This window comes from Streptosporangium sp. NPDC000095, from assembly GCF_042899335.1.
In the GTDB taxonomy this organism is placed as follows: domain Bacteria; phylum Actinomycetota; class Actinomycetes; order Streptosporangiales; family Streptosporangiaceae; genus Streptosporangium.
The window spans coordinates 185590-208342 of record NZ_JBIAZS010000016.1; the positions used below are offsets into that span (position 1 = coordinate 185590).

Below are 22753 nucleotides of genomic sequence, written 5' to 3' on the forward strand. Positions count from 1 at the left end.
CTTCGGCCCCATCGCCCGGCCGAAGGTCACCCGCGGAGTCACCGGCGAAATCACTGTCGAAATCACCGTCACCGGGCTCCGGGACGGTGCCCGGTGACGGGTACCGATCATTCGGGCCCCTTCTTCTACGGCTCTTTTACGGCGTCCTCAGCCGGGTTCCATCTGGGGGCGCCGGAACCGCCGGGCGACGACGGCCGAGGGAGGATGGATCGCTGTCAGGGCCCGTTCAAGTGCCTGTTCCACGGTCGTGCCGGTGTCGATCTCGGTCGCCTCCGGCCAGGGCGCCGTCCTCGTCGCCATGGTCGCGGCGATCGCCTGATCGGCGTCGGACACCCCGCCGGTTCGCCGGGCGAGCCGCTCGGCGGTGATCCGTGGAGGGGCGGTGCAGCGTAGCGCCACGAGGTCGCTGAAGGTGCGCCGGGCGAGGTGCTCGGCCGCCGTCCGGTGCTCGGCGTCGATCCAGGAGGCGTCGAGGATGACCGGCTCGCCCCGCTGGAGCAGCTTCTCGGCTCGAAACAGCAACTCGTCATAGGTGCGCTCGGTGCGCCGGCGATCGTAGATGCCCTCGCCGAAGGGGGCCGCCGCCGGTTGTTCCGGCGCGATGCCGGCGAGTTCCTTGCGAACGCGGTCGCTGTTCAGCAGCGTGTGTCCGAGGCGGTCGGCGAGGGCGGCGGCCAGGGTCGACTTGCCGGTTCCCGGACCTCCGCCGACGAGGACCAGGGAGATCGCCCCCGCTCGCAGGTGGCGAAGTGTGAGCTCGGCGAGTTGCCGGGCCTCTCGCGCCGGGCCGGAGTCCTCCTGCCGTTGCCGCAGACAGGCGACCTTGGCGCGGACGAAGGCTCGGTAGGCGACGTAGTGGTGCCAGAGCGAGGGCGGGGCGGGATCGGCGGTGAACTCGATGTAGTGGTGCAGGAAGGTCTCGGCCAGGCGAGGTGCCCCGAGCCGCTCCAGGTCCATGGCGAGGAAGGCCACGTCGTCAAGGCCGTCGAGAAAGCGGAGCCGTTCGTCGAACTCCAGGCAGTCCAGGATCCTCGGCCCGTCGTGCAGGCAGAAGATGTCTTCCGCGAGCAGGTCGCCGTGGCCGTCCACGATGCGGCCCTCCTCGACTCGGGCGGTGAGCAGGGGGTCGCGGCCGTCGAGGAAACGCAGCGTGAGCCGTTCGATCTCCGTGACGGTCTCGGGGTCGAGAACCGCGTCGGGAAGCGCGCGGATCTGGTCGAAGCTCGCGTTCCAGCGGGACCGCAGTGCCTGTCTCTCCCCGCTCCGGTCGATGCGCGGGCTGTGGGGGGATCGGGCGTGCATGCTCGCGATCATCCGCGCGATGCTTCGCAGGGGCTCCTCGACCGGTTGGCCCAGGCGGACCATGACGGCGAGACGGCGTTCCTCGGGCATGCGCCGCATCACGACGAGATGATCGCAGACCTCTCCGTCCGGGCCCAGTACGTCGGCGACCCCCTCGTAGACGTCCGGGGCGAGCCGGCGGTTGAGTTCCACCTCCCGCAGGCAGGCGGCCCGCCGGGCCTCACGGGTGGTGAAGTCCAGGAAGCCGAGGTCCACCGGCTTCTTGAGCTTGAAAACACGATCTCCGAGCAGGAGCACGACGGCGATGTGCGTCTCCTTGATCTGCGCCCACGATCCCATCGGCAACGCCTTCCACGCTCAGCTCCACCCCTCGGATGACCGAAACCCCGGTTGAACGGCCGGATCCGCCGTTGAGGTGATCTCGGGCGGGTGGGCGGACTCCCCATCTCCCAGTCCTTCCCCTGGTCGCGACCTGTGACGCGGCCGCCGACGATCGGTCAGGGCGGCACGGGGAGGCAGCAAAGGCCATCAAAGAGCACCAAAGTGCACAGAGGGGGCAGAGGTGCGAGGGGGCGTGGGGAAACACGGTGTGGGCGGGACGGATGTGTCTGCCGCTCGCCTTGCTCGCGGCCTACCCAAAAAGGATTTATGTCCTGATTTCGGGTCTTTAGACCCTGCACGATCCCTGCCGGGTGGCTGAAAACTGGCAGGTGAGGGGCATATCTGGGAGGCCAGGTGGTGATCACGCGAATCCGGCCGCATGGCCGGCACAGTCGGCACATGACCGGTAAGGCGAAGCCCGGGCCGCCGAACGAGCCGCCGCCGACGCCCCCTTCGTCGTCTCCGCCACCCACCGGCTGGCGGCGCTGGCTGCCGACGATCGGCATGCTGATCGTCGCGCTGTGGCTGCTGGTGCCCCTGCTGTTCACCGGGCCGTCGAGCGCGTCGTACCCCTACAGCGATTTCGTCGCCAAGGTGAGCACGGGACAGGTCAAGGCGGTGACGATCGACGATCAGGGCGCGGTGTCGGGCACGCTGAACAACGGCGCCACCTTCACCAGCCAGATCCCCACCGCGCTCAACGCCACCCGGCTGGAGGACCAGCTTCGCTCCAATCACGTCCAGATCACCGCGACGCGGGCGGAGAACTCCCTGATCTCGCTCCTGGTCGGCTTTCTGCCGCTGGTGCTGCTCATCGCCCTGTTCGGCTGGATGGGAAGAAAGGCGCAGCAGTCCATGGCCGGTGGGATGGGAGGTTTCGGCCGGTCGAAGGCGAAGATCATCGAGGCCCAGCGGCCGGCGACCCGGTTCGGCGACATCGCCGGCTACGACGGCGTCAAGCAGGAGATCAGCGAGATGGTGGAATTCCTGCGCGCCCCCGATCGGTACGCGGCCGCGGGCGCGAAACCACCCCGGGGAGTGATCATGGTCGGTCCTCCGGGAACGGGCAAGACGCTCATCGCCCGGGCGGTGGCCGGAGAGGCGGCCGTGCCGTTCCTGTCGGTCACCGGCTCGGCGTTCGTGGAGATGTTCGTCGGCGTGGGCGCCTCACGAGTCCGCGACCTCTTCGACGAGGCGCGTAAACGCGCCCCCTCGATCGTCTTCATCGACGAGATCGACGCCATCGGCGGCCGGCGTGGCAGGGCGATCGCCGGCAACGACGAACGCGAGCAGACGCTCAACCAGCTGCTGGCGGAGATGGACGGCTTCGACCAGAGCAGCGGGATCGTCGTCCTGGCCGCGACGAACCGGCCGGAGACCCTTGACCCCGCTCTGCTGCGTCCCGGCCGTTTCGACCGGCAGGTCACCGTCCCGCTGCCCAACCAGGTCGAACGCGCGGCGATACTGGCCGTTCACGCGGCCGGCAAGCATCTGGCCCCGGACGTCGACCTCGGCGTGATAGCCCGTGCCACTCCGGGATTCTCCGGCGCCGACCTGGCCAACCTCGTCAACGAGGCCGCGATCAACGCGGTCAGGGCCGGCCGCACGACCATCAACGCCAGGGACCTCGACGCGGCACGCGAGCGGGTGCTGCTGGGACGGCGGGAGACGACCAACGCGCTGCTTCCCCAGGAACGCCACTCGGTGGCCGTGCACGAGTCCGGGCACGCCCTGCTCGCCACGCTGTGCGAGCAGGCCGACCCGGTCGCGAAGGTGACCATCCTGCCCGCCGGCCTGACACTCGGCGTCACCGAGCAACTGCCCGAGGCCGAACGGCATCTCTACAGCGAGACCTACCTCACCGACCTGCTCACCGTGCGGCTGGGCGGCCGGGCCGCGGAACTGGTCGTCTTCGGTGAGGGCTCCACCGGCGCCGCCAACGATCTCGCGGCCGCCACGCAGATCGCCACCCGCATGGTGCGCGACTTCGGCCTGTCACCCGCGCTCGGTCCGGTCGGCTACTCTCCCGCGGGCCCTCAGTTCCTCGGCGAGGACGGTGAGGAGCTCCAGCGCAGGCCGTACTCGGAGCGGACGCAGCAGGTCATCGACGAGGAGGTCGCCCGCCTGATCCGCGAGGCCGAGAAACGCGCGGTCGACCTGCTGAGAGTGCACCGTGGCGCCCTGGACCGGCTCGCCACGATCCTGGTCGAGAAGGAGACGGTCGACGGTGACGTCGTCGGCGGCGTGCTGCGCGACGAGCGGCAGGCGCATCCGGACCTGAACGCCGCCGACGACGTCACTGTCTGAGAGGGGGACGTTTCCCGCATACGGGGAGGTGAATCGGGACCTTCAGCCCTACCGCCGACGTGATTTTTCCATCGACGCCGGTGAACGGGGGCGTGGTGTCGCAGATTGCGAGGTGGACGGGGTGTTCGTCGATCGCCATGAGGCGGGGATGCGGCTGGCCGAGCGACTGCGCGGGCTCGTCGAGGCCGGGAATGCCGGGAACGCCGGGAACGCCGGGAACACAGTCGTCATGGGGTTGCCCAGAGGGGGAGTGCCGGTGGCGTTCGAGGTGGCCAAAGCCCTCGGCGCTCCACTGGATGTGATCATCGTCCGCAAGCTCGGGGTGCCGTTCCAGCCGGAGGTCGGGTTCGGTGCCCTCGGGGAGGGCGGGGTACGCGTCGTCGATCGCGACATCGTGTGGCGCGCGAACCTGACCGAGGAGGAGATGGCCGCGGTGGAGGAGCGGGAGCGCGAGGAGCTCCTGCGCCGCGGGCGCCACCTGCGCGGTGAGCGCGCCCCGGTGGATCTGACGGGCCGTACGGTGATCGTGGTGGACGACGGTGTCGCCACCGGCGGAACGGCTCGTGCCGCCTGCCAGGTGGCTCGGGCGCGCGGGGCCTCCCGAGTGGTGCTGGCTGTTCCGGTCGGAGCGCCGGGAACGATCGAGAGCCTGCGTGAGGTCGCCGACGAGGTGGTCTGCCTGCGAACACCGCACGCCTTCTACGCGATCGGTGCCTGGTACCTCGATTTCACCCAGGGCAGCGACGAGGAGGTGATCGAATTGCTGCGGCGGGCCGAAGCCTGGGGCGGCAGGGGTGAGGAGCACGCGCGGGGAGACGATCCTCCCGGTCCCGCCGAGGAGGTCTGGGTGGACGCCGGCCGGGTCCGGCTGCCCGGCAGACTCGTCGTTCCCGAGAGCTGCGCGGGGGTGGTCGTGTTCGTGCACGGCAGCGGCAGCAGCCGCCACAGCCCGCGCAACCGGTACGTGGCCTCGACGTTCAACCGGGCGGGTCTGGCGACGCTGCTGTTCGACCTGCTCACCCCCGAGGAGGAGTTCGACCGGGGCAACGTGTTCGACATCGGGTTGCTGGCGGAAAGACTCGTCCGGGTCACCGGCTGGCTGGGGGATCGGCCTGAGGTGGCGGGCGTCCCGATCGGTTATTTCGGGGCGAGCACCGGAGCCGCGGCCGCGCTGTGGGCGGCGGCGGAGCCGGGCTGCGAGGTCGCCGCCGTCGTCTCCCGGGGTGGGCGGCCCGATCTGGCCGGTCCGCGACTTCCGGCGGTGCGGGCGGCGACCCTGCTGATCGTGGGAGGCCGCGACAAGGCGGTGATCGACCTCAACAGGGCGGCACAGGAACGGTTGCGTTGCGAGAACCTGCTCCGGATCGTCCCCGGCGCCGGTCACCTGTTCGAAGAGCCAGGAACGCTCGAGAGCGTCGCGGCTCTCGCGCAGGAGTGGTTCGCCCGCCACTTCGGGCCACCGGTGAGCTGAGAGCCGTCACAGCCGGCTCGCCGGGGCGAGCCGTGCCGCTCGGCGTGTCCGGCCCGGATGTCTGAGGGACCTTGACCTCTAGTACTACAACGATTGGTTAATTTGGCGGTATGCCGAGTGCGGTGACCGCTGAGGACCTTCAGGCGTGGAGGGCGGGCTTGGCGGAGATGTTCGCGCGGGTGGCGGGCCGCTTCGGGCGGGCCGAGCCGCGTCAACGGGCGCGGGCTTGCCTGCTCGGCCTCCTGGCGCCGGTTGAACGTAAGAACGGCTGGCAATTGGCCGAGGCGGCAGGCGATGACGGCCCGCAGGGAATGCAGCGGCTGTTGAACTCCTCGGCCTGGGACGCCGACGCGGTCCGCGACGACCTGCGAGCGTATGTGGTGGAGTACCTCGGTGACACCAACCGGGGGGGGGTGATCGTCGATGAGACCGGGTTCCTCACAGGTCCCAGGCGACCAGGACGACGATGAACGTCGCGGCGATGCAGAGGTTGGCCAGGACGAGGCGGCGGGCCCGGCGGGCCAAGGCGATGACGGCCGGGACGGTGGTCAGGTCGTCGCGGGTCACAACCGCGTCGGCGGTGTCCAGGGCCAGGTCGCACGCCGAGCATCAAGCACGTTGACGTTCAGACGTCGACAGGTGACGGTGAGGCGCTGCCTGCTTGAGCGTTGAGCGAGTGAGCCACCGCTTCTTACCCGGAGCCGCTGAACGCCGGTTGTGATCGTCCGGCTCCGGGTGCACACCCGTTTCCTTTCCTCGGGTCGCCAGGCTCGCACGCCGACCGGAGGTGGAGGTCGGACGTGGAGGGGGTGGGGCGCGTGGGCCAGCACGGGGCCGTACGGGTCGGTGCGCACCGTCGCGGCGTTCAAGCGGGGCAACTCGTGGATCAGGCGGTGCTCGGCGCCGACCGCGATCTCGAGGGGCCGTCACATACGACGGTCGCCGGCCGCTGGAAGGACCTCGGCCGTTCCCGCTCAGCCCGGAGTTCAGGGTTTCAGGAGTCGGCTCAGGGGGCTGCCGGCGTCTGACGTGAGGGTGTCCCACGTGCCTTCTTCCACCACCTGGCCGTTGTCGAGGACGGCGATCTGGGGGGCGCGGCGGATGGTGGCAGGACGGTGTGCGATGACGATCGTGGTGATGTCACATCCGGCGAGCAGTCGAGCGAGCTCAGCATCGCCGACAGTGTCCACGTGGGCGGTCGCTTCGTCGAGGATCAGCACTCTGGGATTGGTCAGCAGGGCACGGGCGAGCGCGACACGGGCTCGTTGACCGCCGGAAAGCGTGGCGCCGCGTTCTCCCACGACGCTGTCCAGGCCCTTGGGCAGGGTGGCGGCGATCCGGTCGATGCCGCATTGCCCGATGACGCGGTCCAGCAGGGCGCCATCTGCGTCGGGTGCGGCCAGGAGGAGGTTGTCCCGGAGGGTGCCGTGGAAGAGGGAGGCGTCCTGGCCGACCAGCGCGACCGCGCTGCGCAGGTCATCGTCGGTGAGGTCGCGCAGGTCGACGGGGCCCTCGGCGGTGGTGAGCTCCACGGTGCCTTCCGTGGGGTCCCAGAAGCGGGCCAGGAGGTGGGCGATGGTGGTCTTCCCCGCTCCGGACGCTCCGACCAGGGCGACGGTGTGGTGCGGGGAAATGGTGAGATCCACCCCGCGCAGCACGGGGGCGTCGCCGTAGGAGAAGTGGAGGTCGCGCAGCCGTACGCCGACCGGACCGTCGGGAAGTGCAGCCGGGCGGGCCGCGGGCGGGGCGGTCGGCGGGGCGTCGATCGCGGCTCTCACCCGCGCGGCGGCGGCGCGCAGGCTGCCTGCCTGGCGCAGGGCGTCGGCGCCGGCGGCCACCGGTGCCAGGACCGAGACGGCCAGAGCCAGCGCGGCGGGAGCCCACGCCCCATGCGGACCGCCGCCCGCGGTCCCGAGGGCGGTGACCACACCGATCAGGGCCGCCACCACGAGGATGTCCTGAACGGAGAGGAAGGCGCCGTCGTGGCGCGCCTCGGCGCGCTGTGCCGACGCCAGTCGGCGGCCGGCGTCGGCGAGTTGCCGGCGTCGGCGGTCCAGGGCGTTGTGGGCGAGGAGTTCCCGGATGCCGTCCACGGTGTCGACGGCATCGGCCGAGAGCCGCGCCGTGGCGGTGCGGACGCGTTCCCCTCGGAGGGTGCGGCCCCGGTCGCCGAGCAGGGGATGTGCCATCAGCGCGGCGGCTGCGGGCAGGACGGCGAGTGCCAGCCAGGGATCGACCAGGCCGAGCACCGCCGTACCGGAGACGAAGACCGCTCCGGAGGCGAGCAGTTGAGCGATGGTGTGGGCGTAGAAGAACTCGAGCGTCTCGATGTCGTTCATCGCGGTCGCCGCCAGGTCGCCGCTACGGCGACCGGCGATGCGAGCGGGGGCGCTGCGCGCCAGACCGTCGTAGATGCGTACCCGCAGCTCGGCGAGCACCCGGTAGGCCAGGTCGTGCGACAGGTCCATCTGCCGCCAGGTCGCCACGGCCCGGAGCAGCACCAGCCCGCCGAGACCGCAGACGGTGCCGGGACCAGGCGCGGCGTGCTCGATGACGGCCCGTCCGGCGGTGTGGGCCAGCCAGGTGACCAGGACGACGAGGGCGACCTGGTCGACCAGGCAGGAGATGATGGTACGGGCGACCATCCGGCGGTGCGGCCGTAGCGCGGGGAGCAGGCCGCGCAGGACGCGCCGGGTGGGCGGTCGGCAATTCATGGCACTCCTCGGCGGGTCAGTTGTGCAGGTCCGCGGTCGCCAGGGCGGCGTAGGTGCCACCCGCGACGGCCAGCGTCCGGTGGTCGCCGACGGCGTCGACCCGACCATGGTCGAGGACCACGATCCGGTCGGCGTCCCGGACGGCGGCCAGCCGGTGGGCGATGATCAGGCAGGTCCGGCCGTGCGCGGCGCGGCGTAACGCCTGGGTGATCTGATGTTCGCGGTGTTCGTCCACCGCGCTGGTGGCCTCGTCCAGTACCAGGACGGGGGCGTCGCAGAGCAGGGCGCGGGCGAGGGCCAGGCGCTGCCGCTGCCCGCCGGAGAGGGTCGCGCCGCGTTCTCCCAGTACGGTCGCGTACCCGTCGGGGAGCGCGGTGATCTCGTCGTGGATGCCCGCGTCCCTGCAGGCGGCGATGAGCTGCCCGTCGGTGGCGTCGGGATCCGCCAGGCGCAGATTGTCGGCGATGGAGGCGGCGAAGAGATAGGTCTCCTGGGAGACCACGGCCACGGTACGGCGTAGCGCGGCCAGGGACAGGTCGCGGATGTCGATCCCGCCGAGCGTCACCGCCCCCGCACCGGGGTCGTGATGGCGTTGCAGGAGCGCCAGCAGCGTGGACTTGCCCGCGCCCGACGGGCCTACCAGTGCGGTCGTACGGCCTGCCGGGCAGTCGAACCCCACCCCGGCGAGGGCGGGACGGCCGGCGCCCGGATAGGCGAAACGGACGTCGGCGAACGCCAGCGTCGGCGCGCTGGGCCACGACGGCGCGAGCGTACCGGTATCGGGTACGGCGGGCCGGGCGGTGCGCAGTGCGGCGATGCCGTCGGCGGCGGAGAGACCCACGTATCCGGCGTGCCATTCCCTGGACAGGTCGCGCAACGGCCGGAAGCACTCGGAGGCGAGCATGAGCAGCAGATAGGACTCGGCGCCGGTGGCGCGGCCGGTGGCCGCCGCGAAGCAGGCCAGCAGGACCGCGCCGAGCGTGCCCGCCTGGATGGCGAGGTCAGTCAGGGCGGTGTCGACCAGAGAGACCCGGAGCTTGGCGACGATGGCCCGGTGCAGCCGGCGCGACCGGTCCTCCAATGCCTGACGCCTACGGTGAACGGCTCCGGTGGCGCGCAGGGTGGGCATCTGTTGCAGCGCTTCCAGATAGTCGGCTGCCACGTCCTCGTAGCTGTCCCAGTGCTCCTTGCCGCGCTTGGCCAGCGCGCGGTCCCACAGCCGGGGGATGAGGAGTGCCGCGGCCACAGCGGCGGCAAGGACGGCGGCGGCCCACGCGTGGATGGTGGCGATCCAGGTCAGAAGCGCGGGCGTGACCAGGCACACCACGGCGAACTGCGGCAGGTAGCGCGACAGGTAGGTGTTGACCCCTTCGACGCCGTCGACCACGGTCGCGCGCAGCGCCCCGGCGCGGGCGGCGGTGCTGTGGGCCGGGCCGAGACGCCCGAGCTGGACGAGCAGTTCGTCACGCAGTTCCAATCGGATCCGCGCGCCGGCGTCGGCGGCGGCCAGCCGCTGCCATCTGATCAGGCCCGCGCGCAGCAACAGCACGGCGCCTACCAAGGCGAGCAGTACGGGTAGCCGGTCGGTGCGGCCACGGGCGATGTCGGCGAGGGTGGCGGCGAGCAGCGCCGCCTGGGTGATGTGAGCGGCGGTGACCGCGGCGAGCAACGCGGTGGCTCGCGACAGCGCCGCCGGCGCGGTACGGGCGGCGCGCAGCAGCTCCGGGTGCAGCATCATCGGCGATCGCTCCGGGAGTGAGGGGACGGCGGGCGGGGGGAAGCCAGCGCGAGACCGTGGACGACCCGTCGCTGCCCGCCCGGGCCGCCGAGTGCGGCTCCCAGGTCGGCGGCCTGCCAGGAGCCGATCGGCCGGGTGCGCAGACCGGCGGCGGTCGCGGTGAGTTCGGCGCAGGCGGTGGCGTAACCCGCGGTCAGATGCTCCACGCGTATCTGCTCGGTGGAAGCCGAATCCGGTGCGCCCACCGCCAGGAGTACGGCTCCGGCGTGCGCGAGCCAGCCTTGCCCGGCAGCCCACCCGGCCAGCGTGGGCCGCGCCTCTCCACTGGCGATGGGGCGGAGCGCTCCGGGCTCCGAGGCGTTGGCGGTCACCAGGCCCGGGGGCGTGCCGACGGCAGCACACCAGGACAGGTCGTACGCGCGGGCGCGGCCGGCCGTGGACAGCACGGCGGCGAGGGCGCCGGAATCCGGTTGTCCGGTCAGGGGCGGTGGCGCGCTGCGGCGGTCGGCGATGGCCTGTCTCAATGACGGGTTCTCGCAGGGAAAGGGGCGTTCGGCGGCCCGCCATGTGGTCGGGGAGGTGGTGCGGCACAGGGCGGCCAGCACGGCTCCGGCCCGATGTCCGGCCGGGCTCGGTGCGGGGCCGGCTGCCGGCGGCGTCCCCGGCGGCTCGGCGGCCCAGGCGGTGAGCGGGCACGGGGCGGCGTGGCCGGACTCACCGTCTGATGCGCGGACTGCGATGTGGACGGCGGCCAGCGGATGTTCCGGTGTGGTGTCCACCCAGGCGGCGTGCCACCGGTCGGGCGCGGGCAGCCCGGCGGCCGCAGCCAACAGGGTCATGTCGGCGTTCAACGTCAACCGGGCACGGTGCCCGTGGGCGAGGGCGGCCATGGCGAGGGCGGCCACTGCGTGTCCGGTGTCCAGGAGCAGCAGCGGCCAAGCTCGGTGGCCGTAATAGGAGACGGTTCGCTGGACGGTGACCGTGAGCACGAAGACGATCCCATGCGGTGCCGCCGGGGCGGGGCCGCGCCGGCGAGCCCGATGTTTCAGCGGGTCGTAGGCGTAGCGCCCTGGCGGCAACGAACACCCCTTGCCGACCAGCAGATGGACGTTGACCGGGTGCAGCCCGCCTGCGGAAGCCACGGGTCGCAGCCGCGCCGCGGTCACGCCGTCGTGGTCGCCGCCGGGCTTGAGCGGCTCTGCCCGGAGTCCGGCCGGTCCGGCTGCCAAGGAGTACATCAGCAGGCGCCCCAGGTGAATGTCGCCCACGCCGGCCCCGGCATCGGTCGGCTCACCGGTCCAGCGCCCTCTGGTGGGGCCCGCGGGGGTGTGCGGGCCGACCGGCCGGGTGGAACGAGCCTCGGCGATCGCCTCGGCGACCAGCCGGTCGGTGGAGGTGGCGTTCATGTTCGACCACCCCTCACATGTGTGGGGGCGGGGCGAGGGTGAAGTCGCCGGGGCCGGTCGGAGCGGTGGCACGCCACTCCCGGGCGAGTGCCGCTTGCGAGAAACGCGGGCAGCCGTAGTAGGCGAACGCGGCGGGGGCGTTGGGAACCAGGCCGGTGACCAGGACACGGGCCACGCGCAGCGGCGTCTCGGCCACATCGGGCGTGGTCAGGTCGAAGGTGACGACGCGGTGGCCGCCGGCGGCGAGACATGCGCGGAGCCGCTCCGGCGAACCCGCGACGACCTGGTCGATCGGCACCGTCCGTACAGGGTGGGTGAAACGCCGCGCCAGCGGGGCCAGTCGGTCGTCCAGCCAGACCTGGACGTGGGCGCCCAGGTCGCGCACGCGGGCGAAGTTCTCCCCGGCGTCGTCGAGGTAACGGCGATCCGCCCGGTGGTCCAGATACAGGCCCTTCGCGAGCATCCCGGCGTCGATGGCCTGGAACACCCATCCGCCGGCGTGGGTGAGGCCCTGAGTGAAGACCCACGTGTGCACCGCCTCCAGGACGGCCTTCCGGGCGGCCTCGGCCGGGTCGTACCGGCAGGCGAACCCGGCCGCATACAGCTCGCGATCGGCGTCGTACACCAGGGCGGCCATGGCGGGGGCGAACTCGTTCGGCATCTCCACCACCCAGGTGCGCAGCGGCGACCCCGCGAGGTCGGCCGGTAGTCCGGGGATGCTGTCCACGTCGATACCTCGGGTGGGGCCGTCCAGGTGCCACCACAGTTCCAGGGCGTCGCGTTCGACGGTTTCCAGCAGCGCGCGTTCGACGGCGTCGGCGAGACCGGCGCCGGTCGCGATACCCGCGTAGTTCAGGTGGTGGGTGCGGGGCAGGGCTGTCAGCTCGCCCTGCCGCCAGTTGAGATGGGTCAGCGCTACGGGGGCCAGGCAGTCACGTTCGCCGCCGTCGGGTGACTGCTCGGTGCCCAGCGCCCACAGCGCCTCGGTGGCCTCGGTGAACCGCCGGTACGGAAAGCCTGGCCGGTCGTACTGCCAGTCGGCGTAGGCGGGTAGTTCGGCCGGGGCGAGATGGTTCCGCCCGGAGAGGTCGGCCGCGGTGGCCCGCAGCGGAGCGTCCGGTTCGCCGGGGGGCGGGAGCCGGTTGCCGCAGTATCGCTCCACCGCCTCGGCGATAGCGGCGATGCGGGCTCCTTCTGGATCGCCGAAGGTGGTGCCCAGGGCGACACGGTCGGCCGGCCATGCTCCGAACCTGCGGGCGTCGCTGACATCGGCGGTCATCGCCACGTAGCGGGCCGGGGTCTCCGGGGGGTACGCGACGGGAGCCACCGACCGGATCAGCCCGCAGACCGGGTCGACCAGCGCGTCCACCGGAAGAGGATGCGCGGGCGTGGCGCCGGTGCGGTGCACGGGAGCGGTGGTGGTCTCGGTGGGTGCGGTCACCTGGTGATCTCCTCGGCTGGGTCGACGGATCGGATGATGGCGGCCTGGGCGAGGACGGGCAGCAGCAGGTGGCTGCCGCCCGGGACGATGGTGCGCCGGGAGGGCTGCAGGACGGTCGTGCGCAGCGGGTCGCGTCCGGTGTGGGGGTTGCGGACATGGGCGGGGAAGTGGTGGCCCGCCACCTCCAGCCGCAGCCGGGCTCCCGCCGGCAGCCGGCGGAACAGCGGGCCGAGCGGGATCTCGACCACGGCCCGGGCCCCGACCGGTGCCTGTCTGCGCGTGATCCCGGTGGCCAGTGGCTCGGCGGTGCCCTCGGGACTGATGAGGACCAGGCGAGCGGCCCAGTCGGCGGTGAAGGTGTCCGCCGTGGCCAGGATCCGGACCTCGGCCTCCCCGGCCAGGTCGAGCATGCCGGGCAGCGGCTCGCCAGCGGCCAGGAACCGGTCAGGAGGCCCGCACGTGGGGACGTCGAGGCGGTCCGACCGCACCGGACGTTCCGGATCCGCGACGAACTCCGTCCCCCGCAGTACTCGCAGACCCGTCCCCCCGCCGTCCATGCACACGCGGGTGGACGTGTGGTCCAGCTCTTGGGCGGACAGCCATTGGCCGGTGCCCTCCAGGGCGACGGCGCCGCGGCGCCCGGTCAGCGTGCCGTCCAGTGCGGCCTGCGCGAACCTCACGTACAGCGGTCCCAGTGCCAGCCGGTGGCCCTGGCCAGAGATCCGGCCGGGGGAAGCGGTGAGAGTGTGACCCCAGGGACCGAGGAGCAGCCGGGCGGCCCCCAAGCCTCGGCGGCCCCAAGCCCGCCACAGCGCCATCGTTTCGGTGACGAACGGGTCGTGACCGCCGCCCACGGCGAGCAGTGGCATCGTTCCCGACTCGGCCCGCGCTCCGTTGTCGCCCGCTCCCGTACCACTGCCGACGGTTCCGGCGGGGTCGCCCGAGCGCCGCGCGTCCCAGAGCCGTTTCCAGGAGGGGAGCGGGCGTCCGAGCCGCCGGGGCAGATCCAGCACCGGCAGGTGGTCGAGCAGGGCGGGGTCGGTGGCCAGGGCCCGGTCCAGCTCGGACGGGTCGCTGTCCGGACGGTCACCGTGGGCGGCCCACCACCCCGCTCTCGCCAGCAGCCGTTCGGCACCGCCCGCCTCGCGCGCGGTCTCCGCCAGACCGAGCGCCGGTACGGCGACGATCGCGGCGTCGGGCCGGACCGCGGGGTCGGCGTGCAGTGCAATGGCCAGTACGCAGTGGGCGGCGTAGGAGGCGCCACAGGCGACGATCACGCCGTTGCTCCATGGCTGCCGGCGCAGTGCCCGCACGGTGGCCGCGCCGTCCTCGGCTTCGTTGAGGTAGGGGTGCCACTCGCCGCCGGAACCGTGTCGACCGCGTACGTCCTGGGCCACCGCGACGAAACCCCGTCGTGCCCAGGAGCGCAGCTCCGCGGCGTGCGAGCGCCGGTCGTACGGGGTGCGGATCAGGACGCAGGAAAACGGTCCGGGCCCATCCGGCAGGCAGAAGTCTGCTGCCAGGGTCGCGTCGTCGCCGGTGGCGACCGCCATGCCGGAAGAGGGAGTCATGTGCGGCGTGGCCCGATCGGGGCGACGCGTGGGACGGGCAGCACGCAGTGCTCGGTGGCCTGCAGATCCCGCAGGTCGACCTTGCGCAGGCGCCGTCGATCGGGCAGGCGCTCTCCTCGGGCCCATCTGGCGAGGTCGGTGGCGACGAGAGCGGCGACGGTGGCCGCAGCCGCGGTTCCGGTGACCGGGTGCGGGCCGCCGACGGAGTCGCCTGCCCAGTAGGCGGCCAGTTCGTGATGGGCCGGGGTGGCGGCAAGGCGGCGCGCGGCCACGTGGGCGGCGAGCACGTCGCCCGGGGCGGCGGCGATCGGTTCGATCCAGGCTTGCCAGCCTTCACGATGGCAGCGAGCCCAGGCGATGCCCTGCGCGGGTAGCCGGTCGGCGTCCTCCCACAGTCCCGGAGGAGCGGGACGGTCAAGGCACCAGACCACTGCGACGACGTCGGATGTGGCGGATGCCGATGCTCCGGCGAGTGCCGTGACGTCTCGTGGGGTAGCGGGACGGGGCCGAGCCCCCTCTGCCGACAGGAACTCGGTGAGCGGGGATGTCAGCCGTTCGTCGCCAAGTACGAGGACGTCGGCGCGGTCTGCAGGCCACGACGGCGGCGCGTCGAGATAGCCGGCGTCGGTGAAGGCGCCCAGCAGTCGTTCGACCTCCTGCCTCGCGGGCCGGTCCGAGCTGCCGCCGGTCGCCGCGGTGGCCGGGCCGAGCAGTCGCAGCAGCTCCGCCGTGGCCTCGGGAGAGGCGTTGAGGCGCAGGAACTCTCCGTCGGGAGCCCGGACCGCAGGTGGCTGCCCGCTGGTGATGACGATCTCGACGCCGGGGGCGAGTTGGGGCCTTGACACGTTTCCTCCTCATGCGCCGGGGCTGCTTGGGGACAGGGACGGGCCCGCCCGAAAGCATCTCCGGACGGGCCCGCCGGTGCTGTTTACTCCTGGTCGTCGTCGAAGGGGTTCTCGACGAGGGCGTTGGAGTGGGTCGCGGACAGGTGTGGGAGGTGGGACTGTTCGGAGATCGGGGTGAAGACCTGCTGCTCCATGGTTCCTCCTGACTGTTGACTGCGATATCTGTCGATATCAGTACTAATGATAGTGAAAACCATTATCAATATCAACAGGGATGGATCGGTCGGGATAACAGACTGGCCATCCGCGCTCGGGATCACGGCCCACCCTGCCTTCGATACCGAAGACATCCCGCAGCAGCTCAGAGGTGACCACCCGGTCCGGCGGCCCGTCCGCCGCCACGTGTCCGTCCCGCAGCGCCACCAAGCGCTCCGCGAAGCGGGCGGCGAGATCCAGGTCGTGCAGGACCATCAGCACGGTCAACCGCCGCTCCTCGCGCAACCGGGCCACCAGTTGCAGTACTTCAAGCTGGTGCCGCAGATCGAGATAGGTGGTCGGCTCGTCCAGCAGGAGGACGGGCGTGTCCTGGGCCAGGGCCAGGGCGAACCGTACTCGCTGCCGCTCACCGCCGGACAGCGTCTCCACCGGCCGGTCCGCCCACTCCTGCACACCGACGTCCCGCATCGCGCGAACGGTCGCCGCGTCGTCGCCGACGCGGAGCATCCCCAGCGGGCCCCGCACGGCGTACCGGCCCTGCCGGACTAACTGCCGTACCGTCAGTCCCGGTACGGCGGGGGCTGACTGGTGCAGCAGGGCGACCTTACGGGCGGCGGCGCGGCGAGGAGTCCGTGCCATGTCGGCGCCGTCCACCCACACCCGTCCCGACTCGGGACGCAGCACTCCCGCCGCGAGTCGCAACAGGGTGCTCTTGCCGCAGCCGTTGAGGCCGACCAGGGTGACGAACTCGCCGGCTCCGACCCGCAGGCTGACCTGGTCGAGCACGCGCCGGCCGGGATAACCGAAGGTCACCCGATCGATGTCCAGCACGGCGGCGCCCGGATCCGCTTCCGTATTTGCTGCCGGGGTCGTCGTCGCGGTGCCGGAATCGTCGATCAGTTCGGACACGGTCTGCACTCCTTGTTCGCATGGGGACATCCCGGCGTGAGATCACGGATCGACGGCATGCCGTCGGGCGACGAACAGCAGCACCATCGCGCCCACGCAGGTGGTCACCGCGCCGACCGGGACGTTGACGTGATCGGCTCCCCAGGCGGTGACCACCCTGGACAGCCACTGGGCGGCCGCGTCGGCACCGGCGACGGCGACGGCGCCGGTGAGTGCCGCGCCCGGCAGCGTGAGCCGCAGATCGGCTCCAAGCAGGGCAAGCGCCGCGTGCGGCACGACCAGTCCGACGAACCCGAGCGCTCCCACCGAGGCCACCGCGCCCGCGGTGAGGGCCACCGCACACAGGAGCGCGAAGCCGCGCGCCCGCGCCGGAGCCAGACCGGCCGCCTCCGCCACCTGCTCGCCGCAACGCAGCAGCGTCAGCGGGCCCGAGGTCAGGCAGGCGACGAGGCCCCAGCCCAGCGCCCACGGCCACAGCAGCACCCAGTGCTGCCACGTCCGGGCTTCCGTGGTCCCGACCATCCACTGCACGAAGCTGCCCAGTTCACTCGGCACCACCAGCAGGAGCACCGCCGTCAGCCCGCCCAAGACAGCCGAGACGAGAACGCCTTGCACCGCCGTGGCGGCGGGATCGGATCGCGCCCGGCCGGTCAGCAGCCACAGCAGGCCCGCGCCGCCGCAGCCACCGACGACCGCGGCGATCATGACCGCGGCCGGTGACGTCCAGTCGGCCAGACCCAGTCCCGTCGCCGCGACCGCGCCGAGCACCGCGCCGGGGGTGACCCCGGTGACCTCCGGCGCCGCCAGCGGGTTACGCAACGCCGCCTGCAGGATCAGCCCGGCGAGGCCGAGACTGGTCCCGGCTCCGAGCGCGACCAGCACCCTGGGCAGCCGGACCTGCCAGACCAGGTGGTCGGCGATCGGGTCGACCGTGCCGCCTGTCAGCGCCTGCCACAGTTCGACCACCGTCAGCGCGCGTCCCGCCGCCAGATCCGCCATGGCCGCCAGGGGCACGGCGAGCAGCAGTACCCCGAGGATCAGCGCGGATCGGCGCCGCCGTCCTCGGCAGGAGGGTGTCGCGCCGGGCGTGGTGAGGGCGGTGCGCGAGGACCGCTTCACGAGCGTCATCCGGCACCCGCCCTCTGCTCAGTACGGATGCCGCGCAGCAGTGCCACTCCTGCGGGCACCCCGACCAGGGCCGTCCAGGCTCCGACAGGAGTCTCCACCGGCATGAAGACCAGACGCGCGGCTTGGTCCGCCCACACCGTGATCACCGCGCCCCACACCACCGCCCAGGGCAGCCACCTCACCACGTCGGCGTCCGGACGCAGCCGCCGCGCCAGATGCGGGGCGAGGAAACCCACCCACGCGACCGGGCCGCACACCGCCACCACGGGGGCGATGAGCAACACGGAGACGGCCAGCGCCCCCAGTCGGGCATGCCGGACCCGCAGCCCCAGGGCGCCGGCGTCCTCGTCGCCGAGCCGCAGCACCGACAGCATCGGGGCGCACAGCACCACGAGCGGAATGGCCAGCAGCAGCCACGGCCAGATTCCGTGCCACGCTTCCCAGGTACGGCCGGACAGGCTCCCCAGCAGGTAGCGGAAGATCACCTGAAGATCGAGCTGGTCGGCCATCACCATCAGCACCAGCAGCGCGGACTGGAGCGCAGCCGCCACGGCGGCTCCGGTCAGCAGCACCGCCGAAGGGCTCCGGCCGAAGCCGGCGGCGACCAGCGTCGCGACCCCGCCAAGTCCGGCTCCCGCCAGCGCGAGTAGCGGATAGGACCAGCCGGGCAGGGACAGCGCGAGCACCAGCGGAGCGGCGACGCCCAGTGCCGCCCCCGAGGACACCCCGAGCATCTCGGGAACGGCCAGCGGGTTGCGCAGTGCCTCTTGCATTACGAGGCCGGCCGCCCCCAGGCAGCCGCCGGCGACCAGCGCCAGCAGCAGCCGGGGCAGTCTGACCTCTCTCACCACCAGTGCCACCAACCCGTCCGCCACCCCACCGCTCAGCACGCCGGCCAGCCGGGACGGCGAGATGGTGGGCGTGCCGAGGCAGAGCGCGCACAGCGCGGCGGCGGCCAGCAGCCCGGTCGCCAGGACGGCCGTCCGCGTCATCGCAGGTGGGCCGTGGCTTCGTCCAAGACCACGCCGAGGGATCGGGTGCCACGGCCCTTGGCCCATACCTCCGGGTCGACCTCGATCACCTTGCCGTTCTTGACCGCCGGGATCTGCGACCACAGGGGGTTGTCGGCCATCTTCTCCGACAGCTTCTCTTCTGGCGCGCCGAACGCGATGGTCTCCACGAAGAGCACGTCGACCTCGCGTGCCAGGATCTCCTCCAGGCTGTAGGTGCCCTCGATGCCGCGGTTTTCCCATGGATAGTCACAGATCCGCGGGAACATCCCGGCCGCCACGTCTCCGCCCGGCGTGGCCACGCCGAAGTTCTCGTCGCTGCCGAAGACGATCAGTGCTGTCTTGTCGCTCTTGGCTTTCTCGGCTCGGGCCAGCTTGTCTCGCAGGCGTTGCTCGGCGGCGACCGCCTCGTCTCCGCGGTGGGTGAGCGCGGCCAGGTCGCGCAGGTAGGCGACGCTGTCCTGCCACGTCGTCGGCTGCATGGCCCAGAACGTGGTGGCGCCTTGCAGCGCGGGAGCCAGTTTTCCGTGCGTGTCCTCCAGGCCGATCACCAGGTCCGGCTTGTGGGACAGGATCGCCTCCACCTCGGGGCTGATGAAACCGCCCGGGATGACAGGGATCTGCTGTGCCTTCTCCTTGCCGAGGAACTGCGGATGGGCGAGGAGCGCGGAGTTGGTAGCCGCCGGTACCAGGCCGAGCTCGGTGAGTATGTCGTCGCACAGGGCCAACAGGCAGACGACCCGTTCCGGGACGCGCTTCACGGAGACCTTCTTCCCCCGCACATCTGTGATGCTCGTGGCGTCGGCGACCGGCTGAACCGGTGGAAGCTGCGCGGCGTCGCCAAAGGCGCTTCCCGTGCCGGCCCCGGAGGCGGGACCGCTGTTCGCGTTTCCACCGCAGCCGACCAGCAGCACGGCGGCGGTGGCGAGCGCGACGGCGCGCCGTGACAGGCGACGGTAGGTGCGGGGCATGCTCATGGGTTCTCTCTCGCGAGGGGGAACGGGACGAATCGGTCGAGAGGCCGTTCGGGCAAGGGGTGCCCCTCCACACGATGTCCCGACATGATAATGGTTTTCATTACTTCTGCATACTCGACCCCCTTGGAGCATTCCGTGACATCCCTGCGACTCGTCGCGGCCGACCACGTCGCCGGCGCCGTCTACGTCATCGAGCCGCGCACCGGCCGCGTCCTGACCCGGCTCCACGGACGCCATCCGGCCGAGCACGCCGGATTCCTGCACCTGGCGGACGCAAGGGTCGCCTTCGTCGACGACCTCGCCGGCGAGCTGGTCGTCCTCGCCCCCTTCGCCGCCGGAACCGGCGATCCGACGGTGGTGGCCAGCGCGCCGGTAGCTGTTCCCGCCGAACACATGGCCGCCGATCCCGGTGGTCGCTTCGTAGTGGTGACGAGCGGCTGCGGCCGCTCCTGGGAACCGTGGAGCGACCTCCTCACCATCGTCGACCTGGACCCGCGGACGGGCGGCGGTCCGGGGGAGGCCGTCCGGCCCTGGGCGGTACGGGTGCGGACCCGCATCGGTGAACCGGGCGTCACGGTAATCCCCGGCCGCGCCGCCCCGGCGAACGCGCAAGAGCCTGCCGCTGCCGATGACCTGTTCGTCCTGCTGCGGCATCGCATGCCCGGGGCGTTACACGCCCACCGGCTCTCCCACCTCCTCGACGCGCTTCCGGGCTGCCCCAAGGTCGAACCCCTCATCCGGCTCCCTCTGCCCGACGACGGACACGGAGACGCCGCGGATCCGGCGACCGGACAGGTGTTTGCCGCGACTGGCGGTGGTGTGCACCGCGCCCGCCTCAGCGACGCCGGCCTGGTCGCCGAGCCTCCATTGCCCTGGGACGTTCCTGGACATCACGGCGGTCGGGGTTATTACCTGCGGCTGGATCCGGCACGCCGGACCCTGTGGAGCAATGTGCGCGGCGGACCGGAGGAGCCGGGGGAGTGGCCGCTGTGGACCAACGACGCGTGGTGGCACCGCCTGGACGACGAGACCACCGGCCGGGTGCCCCTCGGTCCAGGTCTGGTCTTCCGGCTGGCCTTCTGTGCCGATCGGGTCGTCTTCACCCGCATACACCCGGACGGGGACGAGCTGATCGTGGTCGGCGCCGACGACCCCGCCGTCCTCGCCCGCGTCCCGCTACCGCCGATGGACGGCGCTCCCCGCAAGGGTGGCACCCCCTGGGACGGCGTGCAACGCCGCGCCGTCGCCGCCTCTCCGACCGCTCCCCTGGTTGCGGTCACCCGCGGTGGCCACGGGCAGATCCACCTGATCGACCTGTCGGCCGGTGCGGAACTGCACACGCTCCACCTGCCCACCTCCTTCGACGAAGGCGGCCACATGGCTCTGATCGCGACCGACGACGGCTCGCCGGGGGACGCCGTCGGTCGCTGAGCGTTGCTGCCGTACGGCTTCCACTCAAGCGGCGTGACCGACCCGGTCGGGATGCGGGGCACCGGGGAGGCGTACCCGATCGGAAGAACCGTCGATCACCTCTAACCCTTGATGGACAAAAGGGTTAATGATAATGATTTTCGTATTCAATGAGCAGTGTTTCCTTCTTCGGAGGTCTCATGCGTCACCGCACTGTCGTCGCCGCGACCGCGGCCCTACTGGCACTTTCCTTGCAGGTCCAACCCGTTATGGCCGAGCAGAGTATCGAGGCCAGGCTGGTAGTCGCGGACGCGGCCGCCGGAAGCGTGCATGTCTACGCGATCCCGTCGAACAGGAAGCTGACCACCATCAGCGGCCGCAGGTTCGCCGACCACTCCGGCATGCAACCGCTGCGAGACGGACGGCTGCTGTTCGTCGACGAGGCGAACCACGAACTGGTCGCACTACAGACCCGCGGCATGCCCAGGATCGTTGGTACGGCCGAGTTGCCCGAAGGCGAGGCCACCCACCTCGCCGTGGACGAGAGCGGCCGCTACGCCGTGGTGGCGGCGGCAGGGGAACACGACCACGAGGAAGGCGAGGAGGAACACGAGGAGGAGGCCCACGGCCTGCTGACCGTCGTCGATCTGCAGAACTACCGGTCGTCCACGATCGAGGTCGACAGCGCGCACCCCGGCATCATGGTCAGCGGCGACACGGTGGTCCACCGCGGCGACGGCGAACTGGAGACCTACCCGATCGCCGACATCATCGCCAATCCCGGAGCACATCTGGAGCCCACGAGCACGCTGCCCACCGGGGCGAACGGGCACGGCGAAGCCTCCCACGCGAACGGGCTGGTACTGGGCGCCACGGACGCCGGCCTGGAAACCGCACGGGTCGTCGACGGCGAGCTTCAGCGGGTACGGACCGTCGCCTGGCCGACGCCGGGCCGCGCCAGCTACGTCCGCGTGACCCGTGAGAAGCTGATCACCTATACCTCCGACAGGCCCGGCGACGACTGGCAGAACTGGCGGAACGACGCCCTCAGTGTGATGCCCGAGACCGGTGCGACCACGAGCGCGGCGCTCGGAAACGGCTTCTTGTTCCGGCACGCCTTGTCCGACCGGTACGCGGGATACGTCCTCCACCAGCTCGCAGCCGACCAGGTGTACTTCACCAACGTGAAGACCGGCCAGGTCACCACCCAGGTGCGACTACCCTCCCTGCCGGGTGGCCCAGCGGTGGGACAGTCGCCGTGGGAGGCCCAGATGCGTCGCATCACGCTCGACCCGTTCGGCGCGCTGGCCTACGTGACCGGCGGCGGCACCGGCAAGATCTCCGTCATCTCTCCGGACCTGGGCCGGGTCGTCGGCACGATCACCACACCGACCTCGCTCAACGGTGGCGGCGCGCTCACCGTTGTTGTTCCTGGCCAGGACATTCCTGACAGGATCGGCCGGTAATCAGAAAGGCCACGGGGCAACCCGCTGCCCGCCGTCGAGCCCTTCGGCGGGGGCCGCCTGTTCCGTCTCGCGACCCACCTTGTCCGGGACCGCGCGGGTGTTGACGCCCTCGGATAAGGCGAGCCAGTGTGGCCGGCTCGGGGTATACGGTGGTGAGATCCCGCAGCAGGTCGCCACAGGACTCTTCATGGGCATCGCCGTCGGTGCCGCCCTGGGAGTCGCACTCGGCAACCTGGCCATGGGCATCGGTATCGCCGTCGGCGCCAGTCTGGGAGTGGCCTTCACGACCGGCAAGACTGCTCCCACCATCCCTGCTCGCGAGCACCCCGGACGAGGTCACCTTCGCCATCAAACCGGCCATCGCGTGCCATGCTGGAGCGCGCCCTGGTCGCCGGGGTGCCTGCTGGCTGGATCATCGCCGATGAGGCCTGCGGCGGTGACTACAGGTTCCGTACCTTCTG

17 protein-coding genes and 1 pseudogene are annotated in these 22753 nt (G+C 71.6%); 5 read left to right on the forward strand and 13 right to left on the reverse strand.

Annotated features, from left to right (window positions below):
• Positions 1–147: 147 nt before the first annotated feature.
• Positions 148–1641 (reverse strand): AAA family ATPase, encoded by a 1494-nt coding sequence (locus ACFY3V_RS30700; RefSeq protein WP_362900913.1) that lies wholly within the window; start codon positions 1639–1641, stop codon positions 148–150.
• 441 nt (positions 1642–2082) lie between these two features.
• Between ACFY3V_RS30700 and ftsH the strand changes: the two genes are divergently transcribed.
• The 3 genes and pseudogenes from ftsH to ACFY3V_RS30715 form a co-directional block, all read left to right on the forward strand.
• The gene (gene ftsH / locus ACFY3V_RS30705) at positions 2083–3990 is read left to right on the forward strand and encodes an ATP-dependent zinc metalloprotease FtsH (protein WP_362900911.1); all 1908 of its coding nucleotides are present in this window, start codon (positions 2083–2085) and stop codon (positions 3988–3990) included.
• 121 nt (positions 3991–4111) lie between these two features.
• The gene (locus ACFY3V_RS30710; protein ID WP_389778320.1) at positions 4112–5461 is read left to right on the forward strand and encodes a phosphoribosyltransferase family protein; all 1350 of its coding nucleotides are present in this window, start codon (positions 4112–4114) and stop codon (positions 5459–5461) included.
• 110 nt (positions 5462–5571) lie between these two features.
• Positions 5572–5901: pseudogene (locus ACFY3V_RS30715) on the forward strand (transposase); the annotation flags it as partial.
• Here ACFY3V_RS30715 and ACFY3V_RS30720 read toward each other — a convergent pair.
• The 12 genes from ACFY3V_RS30720 to ACFY3V_RS30775 all read right to left on the reverse strand — a co-directional run bounded on the left by ACFY3V_RS30720 (position 5900) and on the right by ACFY3V_RS30775 (position 19416).
• Positions 5900–6028, reverse strand: coding sequence for a hypothetical protein (locus tag ACFY3V_RS30720; RefSeq protein WP_362900907.1), 129 nt, complete (start codon positions 6026–6028; stop codon positions 5900–5902). The pseudogene ACFY3V_RS30715 and the gene ACFY3V_RS30720 overlap by 2 nt on opposite strands.
• Positions 6029–6447: 419 nt before the next feature.
• Positions 6448–8175 (reverse strand): ABC transporter ATP-binding protein, encoded by a 1728-nt coding sequence (locus ACFY3V_RS30725; RefSeq protein WP_362900905.1) that lies wholly within the window; start codon positions 8173–8175, stop codon positions 6448–6450.
• Positions 8176–8191: 16 nt separating this feature from the next.
• Positions 8192–9913, reverse strand: coding sequence for an ATP-binding cassette domain-containing protein (locus tag ACFY3V_RS30730; RefSeq protein WP_362900903.1), 1722 nt, complete (start codon positions 9911–9913; stop codon positions 8192–8194).
• Positions 9910–11319, reverse strand: coding sequence for a hypothetical protein (locus tag ACFY3V_RS30735; RefSeq protein ID WP_362900901.1), 1410 nt, complete (start codon positions 11317–11319; stop codon positions 9910–9912). Before ACFY3V_RS30735 ends, ACFY3V_RS30730 begins: the two co-directional genes overlap by 4 nt.
• Positions 11320–11332: 13 nt before the next feature.
• On the reverse strand, positions 11333–12760 hold the full coding sequence (locus ACFY3V_RS30740; protein ID WP_362900899.1) for a YcaO-like family protein: 1428 nt from the start codon (positions 12758–12760) through the stop codon (positions 11333–11335).
• Positions 12757–14313 (reverse strand): CocE/NonD family hydrolase, encoded by a 1557-nt coding sequence (locus ACFY3V_RS30745; RefSeq protein WP_362900897.1) that lies wholly within the window; start codon positions 14311–14313, stop codon positions 12757–12759. Before ACFY3V_RS30745 ends, ACFY3V_RS30740 begins: the two co-directional genes overlap by 4 nt.
• 14 nt (positions 14314–14327) lie before the next feature.
• Complete coding sequence (locus tag ACFY3V_RS30750) at positions 14328–15176, reverse strand: hypothetical protein (RefSeq protein WP_362900895.1); 849 nt, start codon at positions 15174–15176, stop codon at positions 14328–14330.
• An 83-nt stretch (positions 15177–15259) separates the two neighbouring features.
• On the reverse strand, positions 15260–15370 hold the full coding sequence (gene amiA, locus ACFY3V_RS30755; RefSeq protein WP_362900893.1) for a streptamidine family RiPP: 111 nt from the start codon (positions 15368–15370) through the stop codon (positions 15260–15262).
• A gap of 43 nt (positions 15371–15413) precedes the next feature.
• Positions 15414–16301, reverse strand: a complete 888-nt coding sequence (locus ACFY3V_RS30760) for an ABC transporter ATP-binding protein (RefSeq protein WP_362900891.1) — start codon at positions 16299–16301, stop codon at positions 15414–15416.
• Between the two features lie 42 nt (positions 16302–16343).
• Positions 16344–17429, reverse strand: a complete 1086-nt coding sequence (locus ACFY3V_RS30765) for an iron ABC transporter permease (RefSeq protein ID WP_362900889.1) — start codon at positions 17427–17429, stop codon at positions 16344–16346.
• Positions 17426–18421: an iron ABC transporter permease gene (locus ACFY3V_RS30770; RefSeq protein WP_362900887.1), complete on the reverse strand. Its 996-nt coding sequence runs from the start codon at positions 18419–18421 to the stop codon at positions 17426–17428. The genes ACFY3V_RS30765 and ACFY3V_RS30770 overlap by 4 nt, the downstream gene beginning before the upstream one ends.
• Positions 18418–19416: an ABC transporter substrate-binding protein gene (locus ACFY3V_RS30775; RefSeq protein WP_362900885.1), complete on the reverse strand. Its 999-nt coding sequence runs from the start codon at positions 19414–19416 to the stop codon at positions 18418–18420. The genes ACFY3V_RS30770 and ACFY3V_RS30775 overlap by 4 nt, the downstream gene beginning before the upstream one ends.
• A gap of 135 nt (positions 19417–19551) precedes the next feature.
• Here ACFY3V_RS30775 and ACFY3V_RS30780 point away from each other — a divergent pair, with 135 nt between their 5' ends.
• Positions 19552–20847, forward strand: a complete 1296-nt coding sequence (locus ACFY3V_RS30780) for a hypothetical protein (protein WP_362900883.1) — start codon at positions 19552–19554, stop codon at positions 20845–20847.
• 248 nt (positions 20848–21095) lie between these two features.
• On the forward strand, positions 21096–22292 hold the full coding sequence (locus ACFY3V_RS30785) for a hypothetical protein (protein WP_389778327.1): 1197 nt from the start codon (positions 21096–21098) through the stop codon (positions 22290–22292).
• Positions 22293–22753: the final 461 nt, after the last annotated feature.